Origin of the sequence: Streptomyces peucetius, assembly GCF_025854275.1 — a bacterium.
Taxonomy (GTDB): Bacteria; Actinomycetota; Actinomycetes; order Streptomycetales; family Streptomycetaceae; genus Streptomyces; species Streptomyces peucetius_A.
In genome coordinates, this window is record NZ_CP107567.1 from 1,746,209 (window position 1) to 1,763,301 (window position 17,093).

At 72.6% G+C, this 17,093-nt stretch carries 15 protein-coding genes, 1 pseudogene and 1 riboswitch; of the genes and pseudogenes, 13 read left to right on the plus strand and 3 right to left on the minus strand.

The window, feature by feature from the left end; translation table 11 throughout:
- The first annotated feature begins 2 nt into the window (after positions 1-2).
- The 6 genes from OGH68_RS08050 (at position 3) to OGH68_RS08075 (ending at position 7,213) form a co-directional block, all read left to right on the plus strand.
- Complete coding sequence (locus tag OGH68_RS08050; RefSeq protein ID WP_264242642.1) at positions 3-224, plus strand: hypothetical protein; 222 nt, start codon at positions 3-5, stop codon at positions 222-224.
- Between the two features lie 133 nt (positions 225-357).
- Positions 358-496: riboswitch (cobalamin riboswitch) on the plus strand.
- A 92-nt stretch (positions 497-588) separates the two neighbouring features.
- A complete protein-coding gene (locus OGH68_RS08055; RefSeq protein WP_264242643.1) occupies positions 589-1,539 on the plus strand; it encodes a cobalamin biosynthesis protein in 951 nt (316 codons plus the stop codon).
- Entirely contained in the window at positions 1,536-3,041 is a 1,506-nt protein-coding gene (locus tag OGH68_RS08060; protein ID WP_264242644.1) for a cobyric acid synthase, read from the plus strand. Before OGH68_RS08055 ends, OGH68_RS08060 begins: the two co-directional genes overlap by 4 nt.
- A gap of 136 nt (positions 3,042-3,177) precedes the next feature.
- Positions 3,178-5,217, plus strand: a complete 2,040-nt coding sequence (locus OGH68_RS08065; protein ID WP_264242645.1) for a putative cobaltochelatase — start codon at positions 3,178-3,180, stop codon at positions 5,215-5,217.
- Positions 5,217-5,825: a cob(I)yrinic acid a,c-diamide adenosyltransferase gene (cobO, locus tag OGH68_RS08070; protein WP_264242646.1), complete on the plus strand. Its 609-nt coding sequence runs from the start codon at positions 5,217-5,219 to the stop codon at positions 5,823-5,825. Before OGH68_RS08065 ends, cobO begins: the two co-directional genes overlap by 1 nt.
- Positions 5,819-7,213, plus strand: a complete 1,395-nt coding sequence (locus OGH68_RS08075) for a cobyrinate a,c-diamide synthase (RefSeq protein ID WP_264242647.1) — start codon at positions 5,819-5,821, stop codon at positions 7,211-7,213. Before cobO ends, OGH68_RS08075 begins: the two co-directional genes overlap by 7 nt.
- Before the next feature lie 11 nt (positions 7,214-7,224).
- Here OGH68_RS08075 and OGH68_RS08080 read toward each other — a convergent pair whose 3' ends face one another.
- Positions 7,225-7,944, minus strand: coding sequence for a ZIP family metal transporter (locus tag OGH68_RS08080; protein WP_264242648.1), 720 nt, complete (start codon positions 7,942-7,944; stop codon positions 7,225-7,227).
- A gap of 100 nt (positions 7,945-8,044) precedes the next feature.
- Between OGH68_RS08080 and OGH68_RS08085 the strand changes: the two are divergent.
- Together OGH68_RS08085 and cobC are read left to right on the plus strand one after the other, a co-directional pair.
- Positions 8,045-8,434, plus strand: a pseudogene (locus OGH68_RS08085) (cobalamin biosynthesis protein); the annotation flags it as partial.
- Positions 8,435-8,706: 272 nt separating this feature from the next.
- Complete coding sequence (gene cobC / locus OGH68_RS08090; protein ID WP_264242649.1) at positions 8,707-9,807, plus strand: Rv2231c family pyridoxal phosphate-dependent protein CobC; 1,101 nt, start codon at positions 8,707-8,709, stop codon at positions 9,805-9,807.
- A 67-nt stretch (positions 9,808-9,874) separates the two neighbouring features.
- Here the strand turns inward: cobC and OGH68_RS08095 are convergent, their stop codons facing one another.
- Together OGH68_RS08095 and OGH68_RS08100 are read right to left on the minus strand one after the other, a co-directional pair.
- A complete protein-coding gene (locus OGH68_RS08095) occupies positions 9,875-10,837 on the minus strand; it encodes an SCO1860 family LAETG-anchored protein (protein WP_264242650.1) in 963 nt (320 codons plus the stop codon).
- Between the two features lie 352 nt (positions 10,838-11,189).
- On the minus strand, positions 11,190-12,275 hold the full coding sequence (locus OGH68_RS08100; protein WP_264242651.1) for an amidohydrolase family protein: 1,086 nt from the start codon (positions 12,273-12,275) through the stop codon (positions 11,190-11,192).
- 93 nt (positions 12,276-12,368) lie between these two features.
- Between OGH68_RS08100 and OGH68_RS08105 the strand changes: the two genes are divergently transcribed.
- The 5 genes from OGH68_RS08105 to thpD all read left to right on the plus strand — a co-directional run bounded on the left by OGH68_RS08105 (position 12,369) and on the right by thpD (position 17,043).
- On the plus strand, positions 12,369-13,469 hold the full coding sequence (locus OGH68_RS08105) for a pyridoxal-phosphate-dependent aminotransferase family protein (protein ID WP_264242652.1): 1,101 nt from the start codon (positions 12,369-12,371) through the stop codon (positions 13,467-13,469).
- A 354-nt stretch (positions 13,470-13,823) separates the two neighbouring features.
- A complete protein-coding gene (gene ectA / locus OGH68_RS08110) occupies positions 13,824-14,354 on the plus strand; it encodes a diaminobutyrate acetyltransferase (protein ID WP_264242653.1) in 531 nt (176 codons plus the stop codon).
- 91 nt (positions 14,355-14,445) lie between these two features.
- Positions 14,446-15,714 carry a diaminobutyrate--2-oxoglutarate transaminase gene (gene ectB, locus OGH68_RS08115; protein ID WP_264242654.1) on the plus strand — a complete coding sequence of 423 codons (1,269 nt, stop codon included), beginning with the start codon at positions 14,446-14,448 and terminating at the stop codon, positions 15,712-15,714.
- A 30-nt stretch (positions 15,715-15,744) separates the two neighbouring features.
- On the plus strand, positions 15,745-16,143 hold the full coding sequence (locus tag OGH68_RS08120) for an ectoine synthase (protein ID WP_005319062.1): 399 nt from the start codon (positions 15,745-15,747) through the stop codon (positions 16,141-16,143).
- Between the two features lie 3 nt (positions 16,144-16,146).
- On the plus strand, positions 16,147-17,043 hold the full coding sequence (thpD, locus tag OGH68_RS08125; protein WP_264242655.1) for an ectoine hydroxylase: 897 nt from the start codon (positions 16,147-16,149) through the stop codon (positions 17,041-17,043).
- Positions 17,044-17,093: the final 50 nt, after the last annotated feature.

Genomic DNA, 17,093 nt, shown 5'->3' on the forward strand with positions numbered 1-17,093 from the left:
GCATGAAGATCGACTGGGTAGCCCTCGGCTCCGTGTTCGGCGTGAGCCTCGTCGCCACCGTCGCCCTGGTGGGCCTGTTCACCGTGGGCATCGTGGGCCTGACCAAGCAGGAGGCCGCGCAGCAGGCCGGAGGCTCCGGCCTGCTGGCCCGCAGCGGCGCGTACGCCTGCTTCGCGCTCTGCGCGGCGGCCGTGTCCTACGGGATCTATCTGATCGTCGCCTGACGTCCCGACAGTCCGCCCGCAGGCCGGGCCGGAGCCACCCGCGGGTGGGTCCGGCCCGGCCTGCGCGTGTCCGCCGGTGTGGGACTCGGCACACTGTCCCGCCGCAGGTCAAGGGTGAGTTGACGGGCGTTCGCGCACGTGGTGGACTGCCGTGGCCATCAACGGCGGCAGAAGAGGAAGTCCGGTGCGAATCCGGCGCGGTCCCGCCACTGTCACCCGGGGGAGCAACCACCCGGGGAGCCAGGAACTCTCGCCGCCCGTCACGTCGAACCAGGGCGCGGACCCTGAGTGAGGACTCCTGCCATGCCCGGCCGCGGTACCGCCCTGTCCGTCGGACTCCAGCACTTCCCGGCCCACTGATCCCGTGCGTGCCGACCGGATCTTCCTGTACGGCGCCGCAGCCGGCCTCATCGGCGACCGACTCCTCGGCGATCCCCGCCGGGGACATCCGGTCGCCGCGTTCGGGCGGGTCGCGGGCGCCGTCGAGCGTGCCCTGTGGCGTGACCACCGCGGCCGGGGCGTCCTGCACGCCGCCGTGTGCGCGGGCGGCGCCGTGGCCGCGGCGGCCCTGGCTGCCCACGCCGTACGCCGCTCCCCCACGGCCTCCGTCGCCCTGACCGCCGCGGCCACCTGGGCCGTCGTCGGAGGCACGACACTCGGGCGCGAGGCCGCGGCGATCGGTGACGCGCTGGCCGCCGGGGACGTCGAGGCGGCGCGGGAGCGGCTTCCGCATCTTTGCGGTCGGGACCCGCAGGCCCTGAACGAGCAGCAGATCGCGCGCGCCGTCGTCGAGTCCGTCGCCGAGAACACCTCCGACGCGGTCGTCGGTGCCCTCGTGTGGGGCGCCGTGGCGGGCGTGCCCGGGCTGGTGGGTTTCCGCGCGGTGAACACCCTGGACGCCATGGTCGGACACAAGTCGCCCCGACACCGGCGCTACGGCTGGGCGTCGGCCCGCCTGGACGATGTGGCCGGCTGGCCGGGCGCACGGCTGACCGCCGTGCTGGCGGCCGTCTGCGGGCCGGACCCGCGGGGCGCCGTACGGGCCTGGCGGGCCGACGCCGGCAAGCATCCGAGCCCCAACGCGGGCCCCGTGGAGGCGTCCTTCGCGGGCGCGCTCGGCGTGCGGCTGGGCGGGACCCTCTCGTACGGCGGGCGGGTCGAGCACCGGCCGGTGCTGGGCGGGACGGGACGGGCCGTGCAGTTCGGCGACATCGAGCGGGCCGTGCGGCTGTCGCGCCGGGTCGGGGCGGCGGCCCTGGTTGTCTGTACGGGCGCGCGGCTCGCGGCGGGAGCACTGAAGCGGAGGCGGACATGAGCGGTGGGCTGCTGGTCGCCGGGACCACCTCGGACGCGGGCAAGAGCGTCGTCACGGCCGGGATCTGCCGGTGGCTGGTGCGGCAGGGGGTGAAGGTCGCGCCCTTCAAGGGGCAGAACATGTCCCTCAATTCGTTCGTGACGCGTGAGGGCGCGGAGATCGGGCGGGCTCAGGCGATGCAGGCGCAGGCCGCGCGTGTGGAGCCGACGGCGCTGATGAATCCGGTGCTGCTCAAGCCCGGCAGCGACCGCTCCAGCCAGGTGGTGCTGATGGGCAGGCCCGTCGGTGAGATGAGCGCCAAGGGCTACCACGGGAACCGGCAACGAGAGCTGTTCGAGCCCGTCATGGCATGCCTGGAGGAGCTGCGGGGCACGTACGACGCCGTGATCTGTGAAGGGGCGGGCAGTCCGGCCGAGATCAATCTGCGGCGCACGGACATCGTGAACATGGGCATCGCGCGGGCGGCCCGGCTGCCGGTGCTGGTGGTCGGCGACATCGACCGGGGCGGGGTGTTCGCGCAGTTCTTCGGTACGACGGCGCTGCTGGGCCCCGAGGACCAGTCGCTCGTGGCGGGCTATCTGGTCAACAAGTTCCGCGGTGACGTGTCGCTGCTCGAGCCGGGGCTCGACATGCTGCACGGCCTCACCGGGCGGCGCACCTACGGTGTTCTGCCGTACGCGCACGGGCTCGGCATCGACGAGGAGGACGGTCTGCGGGTGTCCCTGCGGGGCGCGGTACGCGAGTCGGCCGTGACGGCACCCGTCGGTGAGGACGTGCTGCGGGTCGCGGTCTGCGCGGTGCCGCTGATGTCGAACTTCACCGATGTCGACGCGCTGGCGGCCGAACCGGGCGTGGTGGTGCGGTTCGTGGACCGTGCGGAGGAGCTCGTGGACGCCGATCTGGTCGTGGTCCCGGGCACCCGGGGGACGGTGCGGGCACTGGCGTGGCTGCGGGAGCGGGGTCTCGCGGACGCCCTGGCGCGGCGGGCGGCGGAGGGGCGCCCGGTGCTGGGCATCTGCGGCGGCTTCCAGGTGCTCGGCGAACGCATCGAGGACGACGTCGAGTCCAGGGCCGGTGAGGTCGAAGGGCTCGGGCTGCTGCCGGTTCGGGTGCGGTTCGCGCGGGAGAAGACGCTTGAGCGGCCCGTCGGCGAGGCACTCGGCGAGCACGTCGAGGGCTACGAGATCCATCACGGCGTCGCCGAGGTGACGGGCGGGGAACCCTTCCTGGACGGCTGCCGCGTCGGCACCGTGTGGGGGACGCACTGGCACGGGTCGCTGGAGAGCGACGCCTTCCGGCGCGCGTTCCTCCGGGAGGTGGCCGCGCAGGCGGGCCGGCGTTTCGTGCCCGCCCCCGACACGAGTTTCGGGGCGCTGCGGGAGGAACAGCTGGACCGGCTGGGCGACCTGATCGAAGAACACGCCGACACGGAGGCGCTGTTGCGGCTCATCGAGGGCGGGGCGCCGGCAGGGCTGCCGTTCGTGCCGCCGGGGGCGCCGTGAGGGGCGGCGGCGGGCCGCTGCCCCGCCCCGCCCTTCCCGCGGGCCCGGCGGCCCGTGGGAACTTGCACCGGACGCCCGCGCCCCAGAAGCCGGCGGGGCTGCGCCCGCCCGGCTCAAACGAAGGAGTGATCAAAGGATGAGCACCCCCTATCCGTTCACCGCGGTCGTCGGGATGGACGACCTGCGGCTGGCGCTGCTGCTCAACGCGGTCAGTCCGGCGGTCGGTGGCGTGCTCGTGCGGGGTGAGAAGGGCACCGCGAAGTCGACCGCGGTGCGTGCGCTCGCCTCGCTGATGCCCGGCCTCGACGTCGTCGCGGGGTGCCGTTTCTCCTGCGCGCCCGCCGCGCCGGACCCGTCGTGCCCGGACGGTCCGCACGAGGCGGCGGCAGCCGCGGAGGCGCGGCCCACACGCTTGGTCGAGCTGCCCGTCGGCGCCTCGGAGGACCGGCTGGTCGGCGCGCTGGACATCGAGCGGGCGCTCTCGGAGGGCGTGAAGGCGTTCGAGCCGGGGCTGCTCGCCGACGCGCATCGCGGGATCCTCTACGTGGACGAGGTCAACCTTCTTCACGATCACCTCGTGGACCTCATGCTCGACGCCGCCGCGATGGGCGCCTCGTACGTCGAACGCGAAGGCGTGTCCGTACGGCATGCCTCCCGCTTCCTGCTCGTCGGGACCATGAATCCCGAAGAGGGCGAGCTGCGCCCCCAGTTGCTGGACCGGTTCGGGCTCACCGTGGAGGTCGCGGCGTCCCGCGACCCGGATCTGCGGGTGGAGGTCGTGCGGCGCAGGCTCGCCTACGACGACGACCCCGCGGGCTTCGCGGCGCGCTGGGCGGGCGAGGAGGAGGCGCTGCGCGAGCGGATCACGGCGGCGCGGGAGCTGTTGCCGCACGTGGTTCTCGGTGATGTCGCGCTGCGTCAGATCGCCGCGACGTGCGCGGCGTTCGAGGTCGACGGCATGCGTGCCGACATCGTGATGGCCCGGACGGCGACCGCGCTCGCGGCGTGGGCGGGCAGGGGCGAGGTCACGGAGGAGGACGTGCGGCAGGCGGCGCTGCTGGCGCTGCCGCACCGCAGGCGGCGCAATCCCTTCGACGCGCCGGGTCTGGACGAGTCGAAGCTCGACGAGACGCTGGACGAGTTCGGCGGGGACGACCAGCCCGACCCGGACCCGGACCCCGACCCCGGGCCGGACGGCGGGCCCGACGGTGGTGGCGGTGGCGGGGTGCCGCCGCAGGGCGGCGGGCCGGACGCGTCCGAGGCACCCGAGGCCGCCGGGTCCGAGCCGGCGCCCGCTCCCGCGCCCGGCACCGGGCGCGGCGCCGAGCAGCAGCCCGTACGGGCCGCGGAGCCGTTCCGGACCAAGATGCTCAGCGTGCCCGGTCTCGGTGAGGGCGCGGCGGGGCGCAGGTCCCGGGCGCGCACCGACCACGGGCGTACGACCGGCGCACGACGGCCTCAGGGGGCGCTCACCAAGCTGCATCTGGCGGCGACCGTCCAGGCCGCCGCTCCCCACCAGCGTGCCCGCGGGCGCATGGGACAGGGGCTGGTGGTCCGCCGGGACGATCTGCGGCAGGCGGTCCGTGAGGGGCGCGAGGGGAACCTCGTGCTGTTCGTGGTGGACGCCTCGGGGTCGATGGCGGCCAGGAAGCGGATGGGCGCGGTCAAGGGCGCGGTGCTGTCGCTGCTGCTGGACGCCTACCAGCGGCGCGACAAGGTGGGGCTGATCACCTTCCGCGGCAGGGCCGCGGAGCTGGCGCTGCCGCCCACCTCGTCGGTCGACGCGGCGGCGGCCCGGCTGGAGTCGCTGCCGACCGGCGGCCGTACACCGCTCGCCGAGGGGCTGCTGAAGGCCCATGACGTGCTGCGCGTCGAGCGGCTGCGCGATCCGTCGCGCCGTCCGCTGCTGGTGGTCGTGACCGACGGCCGGGCCACCGCCGCCGGAGCCGGTGACGCCTTCCCGACGGCACTGCGCGCGGCGCGGCTGCACGCCGCAGAGGGGACCGCGGCCGTCGTCGTGGACTGCGAGGCCGGGCCGGTACGGCTCGGGCTGGCCGGCACGCTCGCCGGATCGCTCGGCGGCAGTGCCGTCACGCTCGACGAGCTGCGGGCCGAATCGATCGCCGGGCTCGTCAAGGACGTCCGGGACACATCCACCACCAGGAGGGCCGCGTAATGCCGCAGGGACAGCCGTCCGTCGTACCGAACGACGGGCTCACCACCCGTCAGCGCCGCAACCGTCCGCTGGTGTTCGTACACACGGGCATCGGCAAGGGCAAGTCCACGGCCGCGTTCGGGCTCGCGCTGCGGGCGTGGAACCAGGGCTGGCCGGTCGGAGTGTTCCAGTTCGTGAAGTCGGCGAAGTGGAAGGTCGGCGAGGAGAACGCGCTCAAGGTGCTGGGCGCCAGCGGCGAGGGCGGCACGGTCGCCTGGCACAAGATGGGTGAGGGCTGGTCGTGGATCCAGCGCGAGCCCGCCGAGGGTGAGCAGTCCAACGAGGACAAGGCCCGTGAGGGCTGGGAGCAGGTCAAGCGGGACCTGGCCGCCGAGACGCACAGGCTGTACGTGCTCGACGAGTTCGCGTACCCGCTGCACTGGGGCTGGATCGACACCGACGAGGTGATCGAGGTGCTGCGCGAGCGGCCCGGCACCCAGCATGTGGTGATCACCGGCCGCAACGCGCCGCAGCAGCTGATCGACTTCGCCGATCTGGTCACCGACATGTCGAAGGTCAAGCACCCCATGGACGCGGGGCAGAAGGGCCAGCGAGGCATCGAGTGGTAGCACGTCTCGTCATCGCGGCGCCGTCTTCGGGGGCGGGCAAGACCACGGTCGCGACGGGTCTGATGGCCGCGTTCGCCGGGCGCGGTCTCGCCGTGTCGCCGCACAAGGTCGGCCCCGACTACATCGACCCGGGTTACCACGCGCTGGCCACGGGGCGGCCCGGCCGCAACCTCGACGCCTACCTGTGCGGCACGGACCTGATCGCCCCGTTGTTCCTGCACGGGTCGCGCGGCTGCGAACTGGCCGTTGTCGAGGGCGTCATGGGCTTGTACGACGGCGCCGCAGACCAGGGCGAGCTGGCGTCGACGGCGCAGGTCGCCAAGTTGCTGCGGGCGCCGGTGGTGCTGGTCGTGGACGCGTCGTCGCAGTCCCGTTCGGTGGCGGCGCTGGTGCACGGCTTCGCGTCGTGGGACCCGGAGGTGCGGATCGGCGGGGTGATCCTCAACAAGGTCGCCACGGACCGGCACGAGCATCTGCTGCGGGAGGCGCTCGGCGAGTCGGGCGTGCCGGTGCTGGGCGTGCTGCGGCGGGCGGCCGAGGTGGCGACGCCGTCACGGCATCTGGGTCTCGTGCCGGTGGCCGAGCGCCACGCCGACGCGGTGGACGCGGTGGCGTCGATGGCGGAGCAGGTCCGGCTGGGGTGCGACCTGGACGCGCTGCTGGCGTTGGCGCGCTCCGCGCCGGAGCTGCCCGAGCAGCCGTGGGTGCCCGAGGAGCCGTGGGCGCCCGGCGTGGGCGAGCACGCCGGCGGCCCGGCCCATGCCCTCGGTGTGCCGGACGACGGCCCGCGGCCGGTGGTCGCGGTCGCCGGCGGGGCGGCGTTCACGTTCTCGTACGCCGAGCATGTGGAGTTGCTGCGCGCCGCCGGGGCGGAGGTCGTGGGATTTGATCCGCTGCGGGACGAGCGGCTGCCCGAGGGGACCCGTGGCGTGGTCATCGGCGGTGGTTTCCCCGAGGTGTACGCGCCCGAGCTGTCCGCGAACGAGCCGCTGCGCAAGGAGGTCGCCGAACTGGCGCGCTCCGGGGCTCCGGTCGCCGCCGAGTGCGCCGGGCTGCTGTATCTGGCCAGGTCCCTGGACGGGAGGCCGATGTGCGGCGTCCTGGACGCCGAGGCACGGATGTCGGGCAGGCTGACGCTCGGCTACCGCGAGGCCGTCGCGGTGGCCGAAAGCCCGCTCGCCGCCGCCGGAACGCGGCTGCGGGGCCACGAGTTCCACCGCACGGTGCTCGATCCGGGCGCCGGGCCGACGCCCGCGTGGGGCATGGTGCGGCCGGAGCGCCGGGTCGAGGGGTTCGTGCAACAGGGCGTGCACGCCAGCTACCTGCACACCCACTGGGCGTCACGGCCGGGGGTGGCGGCCCGGTTCACGGCGGCGTGCCGCGCATGAGAGGGCCGTGCTCATTCGGCGACGCCGACGACCAGCCAGATGAAGCCCACTCCCCCGACGGTGCACAGCAGGGTGGAGCGGGCGGGGTGTTCGTGGTGCGCCTCCGGCAGGATCTCGGCGGCGGCCAGGTAGAGGAGCGCGCCGCCGAAGAAGCCGAGGTAACTGCCGAGAAGATCCTCAGGAAGAGTGAACAGCACGGTCGACGCCGCGCCGACGACCGGTGCCGCCGCGTCGGCCAGCAGCATCATGTTCGCCTTGCGCCGGGTGTTCCCGTACAGGCTGGTGATCGTGTACGTGTTGAACCCGTCCGCGAAGTCGTGCGTGACGACGGCGAGCGCCACGGCGGCGCCCATCCCGCCGCCGACCTGGAAGGCGGCGCCGAGCGCGATGCCGTCCATCAGGCTGTGGGTGACCATGGCCGCGGCCGCGGTCAGGCCCACCTGCGGGACCCGGTGGTCCGCGCCGTGTGCCGCCTGCCGTACGGCCAGCAGCCGTTCCACCATGTGCGCCACCAGGAAGCCGCCGACGAACAGCAGCAGCGCCTGCGGTACGCCCAGCACCGACGCGTCCGCGGCCTCCAGCGCCTCCGGCAGGAGTTCCAGGCCGACGACGCCGAGCATCAGCCCGCCGGCCAGGCCCAGTACGAGGTGCCGGCGGTCGGTGACGCGAGCGGCCGTCCAGCCTCCGAAGAGCGTCATCAGGAACGCGCCGAGCGCGACGATCACCGCCATGCGCCCTTGCTAGCCGATCCCGGGAGCTTCCCGCACATCCGGATGCCCGTCGATTCACCCGGTTGACCCGCCGCCGACCGTCACCCGAAGGAGCCTGTCCATGACCGGGACGATGAATCTGGTCGTCGGCGTCGGCGCGTCGCGGGGTGTGGCCGCCGACGAGGTGCACGCGCTGGTCGTCGGGACGCTGCGCGACGCGGGGCTGTCACCGGCCGACGTGGTGGCGCTGGCGACCGTCGACGCGAAGGCGGCGGAGCCCGGAGTGTTGGGCGCCGCCGAGCGGCTCGGTGTTCCCCTGCTGACGTACGCCGCCGGGCGGCTGGCGCGCGTACCGGTGGGGAATCCGTCCCCGGCGGCCCTGCGCGCGGTCGGTACGCCGTCGGTCGCGGAGGCCGCGGCGCTGGCGGAGGGCGGCGAACTGCTGGTACCCAAACGGCGGTCGGCCCCGGTGGGACGGCCACCGGGTGCGACATGTGCGATCGCCCGCCGGGGGTGATGCGGACGCCTCCCGGAGCCGGGGCGGGCCGGTCGAGCCGCATACGCAGTGTTCGGCGACCGCCCGCCACGGGTGACCGGTACGACATCGTCCGCGGTGTCGCGCAGGTCACCGACCACTGCCGCGATGCGGCCGCAGCCGCCATGATGACCATCGTGCGTTTGTTCACCCTCTGTTCGAAGCCTTCCACCGTCAGAGCCCTCATCCCCCCACACACACCGAGGAGACTTCCGTGACCAGCTCTCCCCCGCCACGGCACGGCAGCCATGTACGCGCGCGCTGAGCACCCCGAGCGCCCCGAGGAGCCGGGGCGGAGACCCGGCGGGCACGATCTGCGGCACCACGGCGACGCGGAAGTGCGGGACGGGGCCACGGGGCTGATCGATCTCGCCGTGAACGTCCGTACCGGGACGCCGCCGAGCTGGCTGCGCGAGCGCATCACCGCCTCGCTCGGCTCTCTCGCCGCGTACCCGGACGGCCGGGCGGCGCGGGCCGCCGTCGCCCGCCGGCACGGACTGCCGCAGGAGCGGGTGCTGCTGACGGCGGGCGCGGCGGAGGCGTTCGTCCTGCTGGCGCGGGCCCTTCCGGTGCGGCGGCCGCTCGTCGTGCACCCGCAGTTCACGGAGCCGGAGGCGGCGCTGCGGGATGCCGGCCACTGTGTGGAGCGGCTCCTGCTGCGCGAGGAGGAGGGCTTCCGGCTCGACCCGAAGGCCGTACCGGACGCGGCGGACATGGTCGTGATCGGCAATCCGACCAATCCCACGTCGGTGCTGCACCCCGCGCGGGACATCGCCGCTCTCGCCCGGCCGGGACGGCTGCTGGTCGTGGACGAGGCGTTCATGGACGCGGTGCCGGGCGAGAGCGAGGCGCTGGCCGGGCGCACGGACATACCCGGCCTGGTGGTGCTGCGCAGCCTCACCAAGACCTGGGGGCTCGCAGGCCTGCGCATCGGCTACGTGCTCGCGGAGCCGGAGACCACAGCCGCGCTGGAGCGGGCGCAGCCGCTGTGGCCGGTGTCCACGCCCGCCCTGGTCGCGGCCGAGGCGTGCATGGGCACGGCCGCTCTGGCGGAGGCGGAGGCGGCCGCGTGCCGGATCGCGGCCGACCGGGCTCATCTGCTGGCCGGGCTGGCCGAGTTCGAGGAGGTGCGGGCGGTGGAGGCGGCCGAGGGCCCGTTCGTCCTGGTACGGGTGCGGCGTGCGGCGCAGGTGCGGGAGCGGCTGCGGCTGCTGGGGTTCGCGGCCCGGCGCGGGGACACATTCCCCGGGCTCGACGACGACTGGCTGCGGCTGGCTGTACGCGACCGGGTCACGACCAACCGGTTCCTGCAGGCCCTGGACCAGGCACTGGCGATGGTCGGTCACTGAAAGCGCGCACCGGGTGCACGACCGGGCCCCTCCCCCTCCTGAGGGGCCCGGTCGCCGTGACCGGTTGTCAGCCCTTGGACCTGCGGCGGGCGAGGAGCGTCGCCGCGGCGCCGGCGGCGAGCAGGACGGCGGCGCCGCCCGCGAGGTAGGGAGTCGTCGAACTGCCGCCGGTCTCCGCGAGGTTCTCCTCGGTGGGCTCGGCGCCGGACTGGGCGGAGACGTCCCGGGCCGGCTTGTCGTCCGCGGGCTCGTGGGCCGGCCCGTCCTCGGCCGGCGGTGCCGGCTCCGCGGGCTTCTCGGGTGTCCTGGGCGCGTCGGGCGACTCGCAGGTCGCCTCGACGAGGGTGATCCCGCCGTTCACCTCCGCCACATTCAGTTTCAGCGGGTCGACGGCGATGTCGAGCCGCAGGGCCGTCGCGGCGGCCGTACGGGACGTGGTGTGCGTCTTCGACAGTTCGAGGCTCACCTCGCCCACGCCCGGCACCTGGACGCGGGTCGGCCCGCCCGCGCGGAGCGTGACCTTCTTGCCCAGGACCTTCACCGTGCCGAGGACGTTCGACTCGGCGACGGGCTGCTTCCCGGCCTCGCAGACGGCCTTGGAGGTGGCCTCCTGGACCTGGATCAGCGACAGCAGCGGCAGGCCGGGCACATGCACCCTGGCGTCGGCCAGGTTGCTGTACGCCTCGGCCCTGCCGCCCTCCACCGTGGCCCGGGACGTGGCCACGTCGGCCCGCAGCAGCCGGACGGGCCTGCCCTTCTCGACGCCGTCCAACTCGACGCTCAGCGCGGTCTTCTCGGCGCTGTCGGGCGCCTGGACCGCGTTGAGCGTGGTCTCCAGGGGCACCTGCACGGTCTTGTCGAGCAGGGAGACGTCCAGGCCGGCGCGGAGCACGACCGCGGTGGCGCGGCCCTCGCCGCCGCCGGTGGCGTGGGCCGGGGCGGCGGCCGCCACGGGCAGTGCGGCCAGCGCGGCGGCGGCCAGCGCGGCGGCCGTCCTGCCTGCGGGCATGCGGAAGGTGTTGCTGTTCAAGGTGGTGGAACCCCCACAGAGACATGGCGTCGCCCGCCGTCCCACGGGGACACGTGGACGGCGGCGACCAGACACCGGAATCCTTACGCACGGAGAGTGAACCGACAGACGCCTGAGGTGAGTTCACTCCAAAGTGGGGTTTCCGAGACCGTTTTCGAATCCGGAGGCACGTGCGTTCCCTCTGCGGTCCGCGCTGCACGGCTCAAGGTTGGTGCGCCGGTTCACCGGCGGGGGCGTGCGCGAAGTGTTCCAACGATGCCGACGGGCGTGGGGTCACGCTCGGTCAACACAGCACCGCCGCCTGCCCGCCCGCCGGCGAGACGCACCGGCCGGCGGGAGGCGAGCGGGCCGGTCAGCCGATGAGACGCCCGTTCAGGACCACTTGGCGCGGGGCGGCGAGCACCCGGACATCGGCCCGCGGGTCCTCGTCGTAGACCACCAGGTCCGCCGGGGCACCCTCTTCGAGCGACGGGCGTCCCAGCCAGCTCCTGGCCCCCCAGGTGGTCGCGGACAGGGCCTGCAGCGGCGGGATGCCGGCCTTCACCAGCTCGGCGACCTCCGCCGCCACCAGGCCGTGCGCCAGGGAGCCGCCCGCGTCCGTGCCGACGAAGACGGGGATGCCGGCGTCGTAGGCCGCGCGCACCGTGTCGTAGCGGCGCTCGTGGAGCCGGCGCATATGGGCGGACCATGCGGGGTACTTGGACTCCCCGCCCGCCGCGAGAGAGGGGAAGGTGGCGATGTTCACCAGGGTCGGGACGATGGCGACGCCACGCTCCGCGAAGAGCGGGATCGTGTCCTCGGTGAGCCCGGTCGCGTGCTCGATGCAGTCGATGCCCGCCTCCACGAGGTCGCGCAGCGAGTCCTCGGCGAAGCAGTGCGCCGTCACCCGGGCGCCCAGACGGTGTGCCTCCGCGATGGCCGCCTCGACCGCGGCGCGCGGCCAGCAGGCGGTCAGGTCGCCGGCGTCCCGGTCGATCCAGTCGCCGACGAGCTTGACCCAGCCGTCGCCCCGGCGGGCCTCCCGCGCCACGTACGCCACCAGGTCCTCGGGCTCGATCTCGTGCGCGTAGTTGCGGATGTAGCGGCGGGTGCGGGCGATGTGCCGGCCGGCCCGGACGATCTTCGGCAGGTCCTCACGGTCGTCGATCCAGCGGGTGTCGGACGGGGAGCCCGCGTCGCGGATCAGCAGCGTGCCCGCCTCACGGTCGGTGAGGGCCTGCTTCTCGCTGGTCACGGCATCGACCGGGCCGTGCTGGTCGAGTCCGACGTGGCAGTGGGCGTCGACCAGTCCCGGCAGTGCCCAGCCGTGCACGGTGACCGCCTCGGCGCGGGGACGCTCGAAGGTGATCCGGCCGTCCACCGCCCACACTTCGTCGCGCACCTCCTCGGGCCCGACGAGCACCCGCCCCTTCACATGCAGCACCGTGTGATCGCTCATGTCAGGAACTCTACGAGGCCCTCGGTAGTCTCGGGCCAGAGCCCGAACACTGTCCGAACAACACCTTGACTCCGAGAGAAACAGAGCACCGCCGTGACACACGCCCTGCTGGACCTGGCCCCGCTGACCGCCGCGCACTTCGCGTCCATCGAGCGCAGGGTCGCCGCCCTGCTGGGCACCGAGCAGGACGTGATCATCATGCAGGGCGAGGCGCTGCTGCCCCTGGAGGGCTGCATCCGCGGCGGCGCGCACCCCGGCTCGACGGCGCTGAACGTGGTCACCGGCCCTTACGGGCAGACCTTCGGCAACTGGCTGCGCGACTGCGGGGCGCACGTCGTGGACCTCGAGGTGCCCTTCCACACGGCGGTGACCGCCGAGCAGGTGGAGGCGGCGCTCGCCGCCCACCCGGAGATCGACTTCGTCTCGCTGGTGCACGCGGAGGCCGCGACCGGGAACACCAATCCGGTCGCCGCGATCGGCGAGGTCGTACGGGCGCACGGCGCCGTGTTCATGCTCGACGCGGTCGCCTCCGTGGCGGCGGAGCCGCTGCTGCCCGACGCCTGGGGAGTGGACCTGTGCGTGATCGGCGCGCAGAAGGCGATGGGCGGCCCTGCGGGCGTCTCGGCGGTGTCCGTGAGCGAGCGGGCGTGGGAGCGCATCGCCGCCAATCCGGCCGCGCCCCGCGGCTCCTACCTGTCCCTGCTCGACTGGAAGCAGCGGTGGATCGACGGCGGGCGCAAGGCCCTGCTGCACGCGCCCGCGCAGCTGGAGATGCTGGCGCTCGAGGCGTGCGTCGAGCGCATCGAGTCGGAGGGCCTGGACACGGTGATCTCCCGCCATGCCCGTGCCGCCGCGGCCACCCGGGCGGGAGCGCTCGCGCTGGGCGGAGGTCTCACCCCGTACGTGCACGAGGTGCCGGACGCCGCCCCGGTGGCGACGACCCTGCGTGCCCCGGCCGGCGTGGACGCCCGCGATCTGGTGGCGAAGGCGCTGGCCACCGACGCGTCGCTGCCGCTGGTCGCCGGTGGTGGGGCGCTGGCCGCGGAGATGATCCGGGTCAACCACTACGGTGTGGACGCGAGCCGTCACGTCGTGCGGTCCTCGCTCGCGGCACTGGGCGACGCACTGGCCGGGCACGGCAGGGCGGTGGACCCGGAGGCCGCGCTCCGGGCGGCCGACGAAAGCTGGAAGTAACCGGTCCGGGCCGCTTTTCGTATATTTGCTTTCATGGTGACCCGCAGCATCAAACATAAATGCGGGAAGCGAATTCAAGTAAACAGCTCCCCGCATTCTGCTGCCCCCGATCCGGACGCTTAAACGTACAGATTCATATCGGTTCAGGGGGCGATTCAATCACGTGTCAACGGGGTTACCAACATGTGACCGACCCCACATCGGCAGCGGTATGCCCCGAAATATCCGCAAAAAGGCCCGCGATCGCTCGAAGATCAGCGTCGAGCGCGCGCCCGCGCGATAACACAACGACTCTCGCCACCCAACCCCCTGGGCCGATGCAATCTCGGAATTTGCTCGGTAAATTGAATCGACATGACCGCCGCACAAGAAGACCTTGTACGAGCCCGAAACGAATTCCTGGAGATCGACACCCCACGAGTGGAGGACGGAGCCGCGATCTGGCGCATCGCCCGCGACTCCGAGGTCCTGGACCTCAACTCCTCGTACAGCTATCTGCTGTGGTGTCGCGACTTCGCGGCCACCTCTGTCGTGGCCCGCGGCCGTGACGGCGCGCCCATCGCCTTCGTCACCGGATACGTACGCCCCGACCGCCCCGAGGCGCTCGTCGTCTGGCAGGTGGCCGTCGACCGGGCCCACCGGGGCCGGGGACTGGCCGGCGTCCTGCTGGATGCACTGACCGCCAAGGTCGCCGGCGGCCACGGGGTGCGCGAGATCGAGACCACCATCACCCCGGACAACACCGCCTCCGACGCCCTGTTCACCTCCTACGCCAAGCGCCACGGAGCAACCCTCAGCCGCGAGGTCCTCTTCGACGGCGGGCTGTTCCCCGAGGGGACGCATCAGCCGGAAGTGCTGTACCGCATCGGTCCCGTCGCCGCCTGACGCGTACCGAAAGCCGCGCGCCGGCACGGAATGCCGCGCGCCGTGTGATCCCAGAACTCTCGCGCCCGACCCCCACCCCCTGGAGTCCGCTGTGACCATCACCCCGCCCGCCCTGAGCGTCTTCGAGACCCTCGAGTCCGAGGTGCGCAGCTACTGCCGCGGCTGGCCCGCCGTCTTCGACCGCGCGCAGGGCAGCCACCTCCACGACGAGGACGGCCACACCTACCTCGACTTCTTCGCCGGCGCCGGATCGCTGAACTACGGGCACAACAACCCGGTGCTGAAACGCGCTCTGATCGACTACATCGAGCGTGACGGCATCACCCACGGCCTGGACATGGCCACCACCGCGAAGCGCGCGTTCCTGGAGTCGTTCCAGAACGTGATCCTGCGGCCGCGCGACCTGCCCTACAAGGTCATGTTCCCCGGCCCGACGGGCACCAACGCCGTCGAGGCCGCGCTGAAGCTGGCCCGCAAGGTCAAGGGACGCGAGGCGATCGTCTCGTTCACCAACGCCTTCCACGGCATGTCGCTCGGCTCGCTCGCCGTCACCGGCAACGCCTTCAAGCGGGCCGGCGCAGGTATCCCGCTGGTACACGGCACGCCGATGCCGTTCGACAACTACTTCGACGGCCAGGTCCCCGACTTCCTGTGGTTCGAGCGGCTGCTCGAGGACCAGGGTTCCGGCCTCAACAAGCCGGCCGCCGTGATCGTCGAGACGGTCCAGGGCGAGGGCGGGATCAACGTCGCCCGCGCCGAGTGGCTGCGCGCGCTGCAGGACCTGTGCCACCGCCAGGACATGCTGCTGATCGTCGACGACATCCAGATGGGTTGCGGCCGCACCGGCGGCTTCTTCTCCTTCGAGGAGGCCGGCATCGTGCCGGACATCGTCACCGTCTCCAAGTCCATCAGCGGTTACGGGCTGCCCCTGGCGCTCACGCTGTTCAAGCCGGAGCTGGACGTCTGGGAGCCGGGCGAGCACAACGGCACGTTCCGCGGCAACAACCCGGCTTTCGTGACGGCCGCCGCCGCGCTCAACACCTACTGGGCCGACGGCCAGATGGAGAAGCAGACCGTCGCCCGCGGCGAGCAGGTCGAGCGCGCGCTGCTGGCCATCGTCGACGAGATGGGCGGCGAGGGCGTGAGCTTCCGCGGCCGCGGTCTGGTCTGGGGCATGGAGTTCGAGGACAAGCCGCGTGCGTCCGCCGTCTGCGCCCGCGCCTTCGAGCTCGGACTGCTGCTGGAGACCTCGGGACCGGAGAGCGAGGTCGTGAAGCTGCTGCCGCCGCTGACCATCTCCGCCGACGAGCTGGACGAGGGGCTGCGCATCCTGGCGCGCTGCGTCCGAGAGACCGCCTGACCACCTGCGACCGAGAGGTAAAGAACCACCGTGATCGTCCGATCGTTCAAGGACATCGAGAACACCGAGCGCCATGTGAAGTCCGCTTCCGGCACCTGGGAGAGCAAGCGCATCGTGCTCGCCAAGGAGAAGGTCGGCTTCTCGCTCCACGAGACCGTGCTGTACGCGGGTACGGAGACGTCGATGTGGTACGCGAACCACATCGAGGCCGTGCTCTGCGTCGAGGGCGAGGCCGAACTTACCAACGACGAGACGGGCGAGACCCACTGGATCGAACCCGGCACGATGTATCTGCTGGACGGGCACGAGAAGCACACAATGCGCCCCAAGACCGACTTCCGTTGCGTCTGCGTCTTCAATCCGCCCGTCACAGGACGGGAGGACCATGACGAAAACGGCGTCTACCCGCTGCTGACCGAGGAGGGCTGAGGAATGACCACCGCACCTGCACGCACCGACCTGTACCCGACGCGTGGCGCCAGTGAGGTGCTGACCCCGCGCAAGGACCCGGTCGTCTGGTCGGCACCGGGAGCCCCCGGTCCGATCGCCACCTCCGACCTCATGGGCTTCGAGCGGGACGGCTTCCTCACCGTCGACCAGCTGATCGGGGACGACGAGGTCGCTCTCTACCGCTCCGAGCTGGAGCGGCTGATCAGCGACCCGAAGGTGCGCGCCGACGAGCGCTCGATCATCGAGCCGAAGTCCCAGGACGTGCGGTCGGTCTTCGAGGTCCACAGGATCAGCGAGGTCTTCGCCTCGCTGGTGCGCGACGAGCGTGTGGTGGGCAGGGCCCGGCAGATCCTCGGTTCCGACGTGTACGTCCACCAGTCCCGGATCAATGTGAAGCCGGGCTTCGGCGCCTCGGGCTTCTACTGGCACTCGGACTTCGAGACGTGGCACGCGGAGGACGGCCTGCCGAACATGCGGACCGTCTCCGTCTCGATCGCGCTGACCGAGAACTTCGACACCAACGGCGGTCTGATGATCATGCCGGGGTCGCACAAGACGTTCCTGGGCTGCGCGGGCGAGACGCCGAAGGACAACTACAAGAAGTCGCTGCAGATGCAGGACGCCGGCACGCCGTCCGACGAGGCGCTGACGCGCTTCGCCGACGACCACGGCATCCGCCTCTTCACCGGCAGGGCCGGTTCGGCGACCTGGTTCGACTGCAACTGCATGCACGGTTCGGGTGACAACATCACGCCGTACCCGCGCAGCAACGTCTTCATCGTCTTCAACAGCGTGGAGAACGCCGCCGTCGAGCCCTTCGCGGCGCCGGTGCCGCGGCCCGACTTCATCGGGGCACGGGACTTCACACCCGTGCGGTAGCAGGGGCGGCACGTCCCGATTCCTCACGCGCAAGGGCCGGTCTCCTCGGG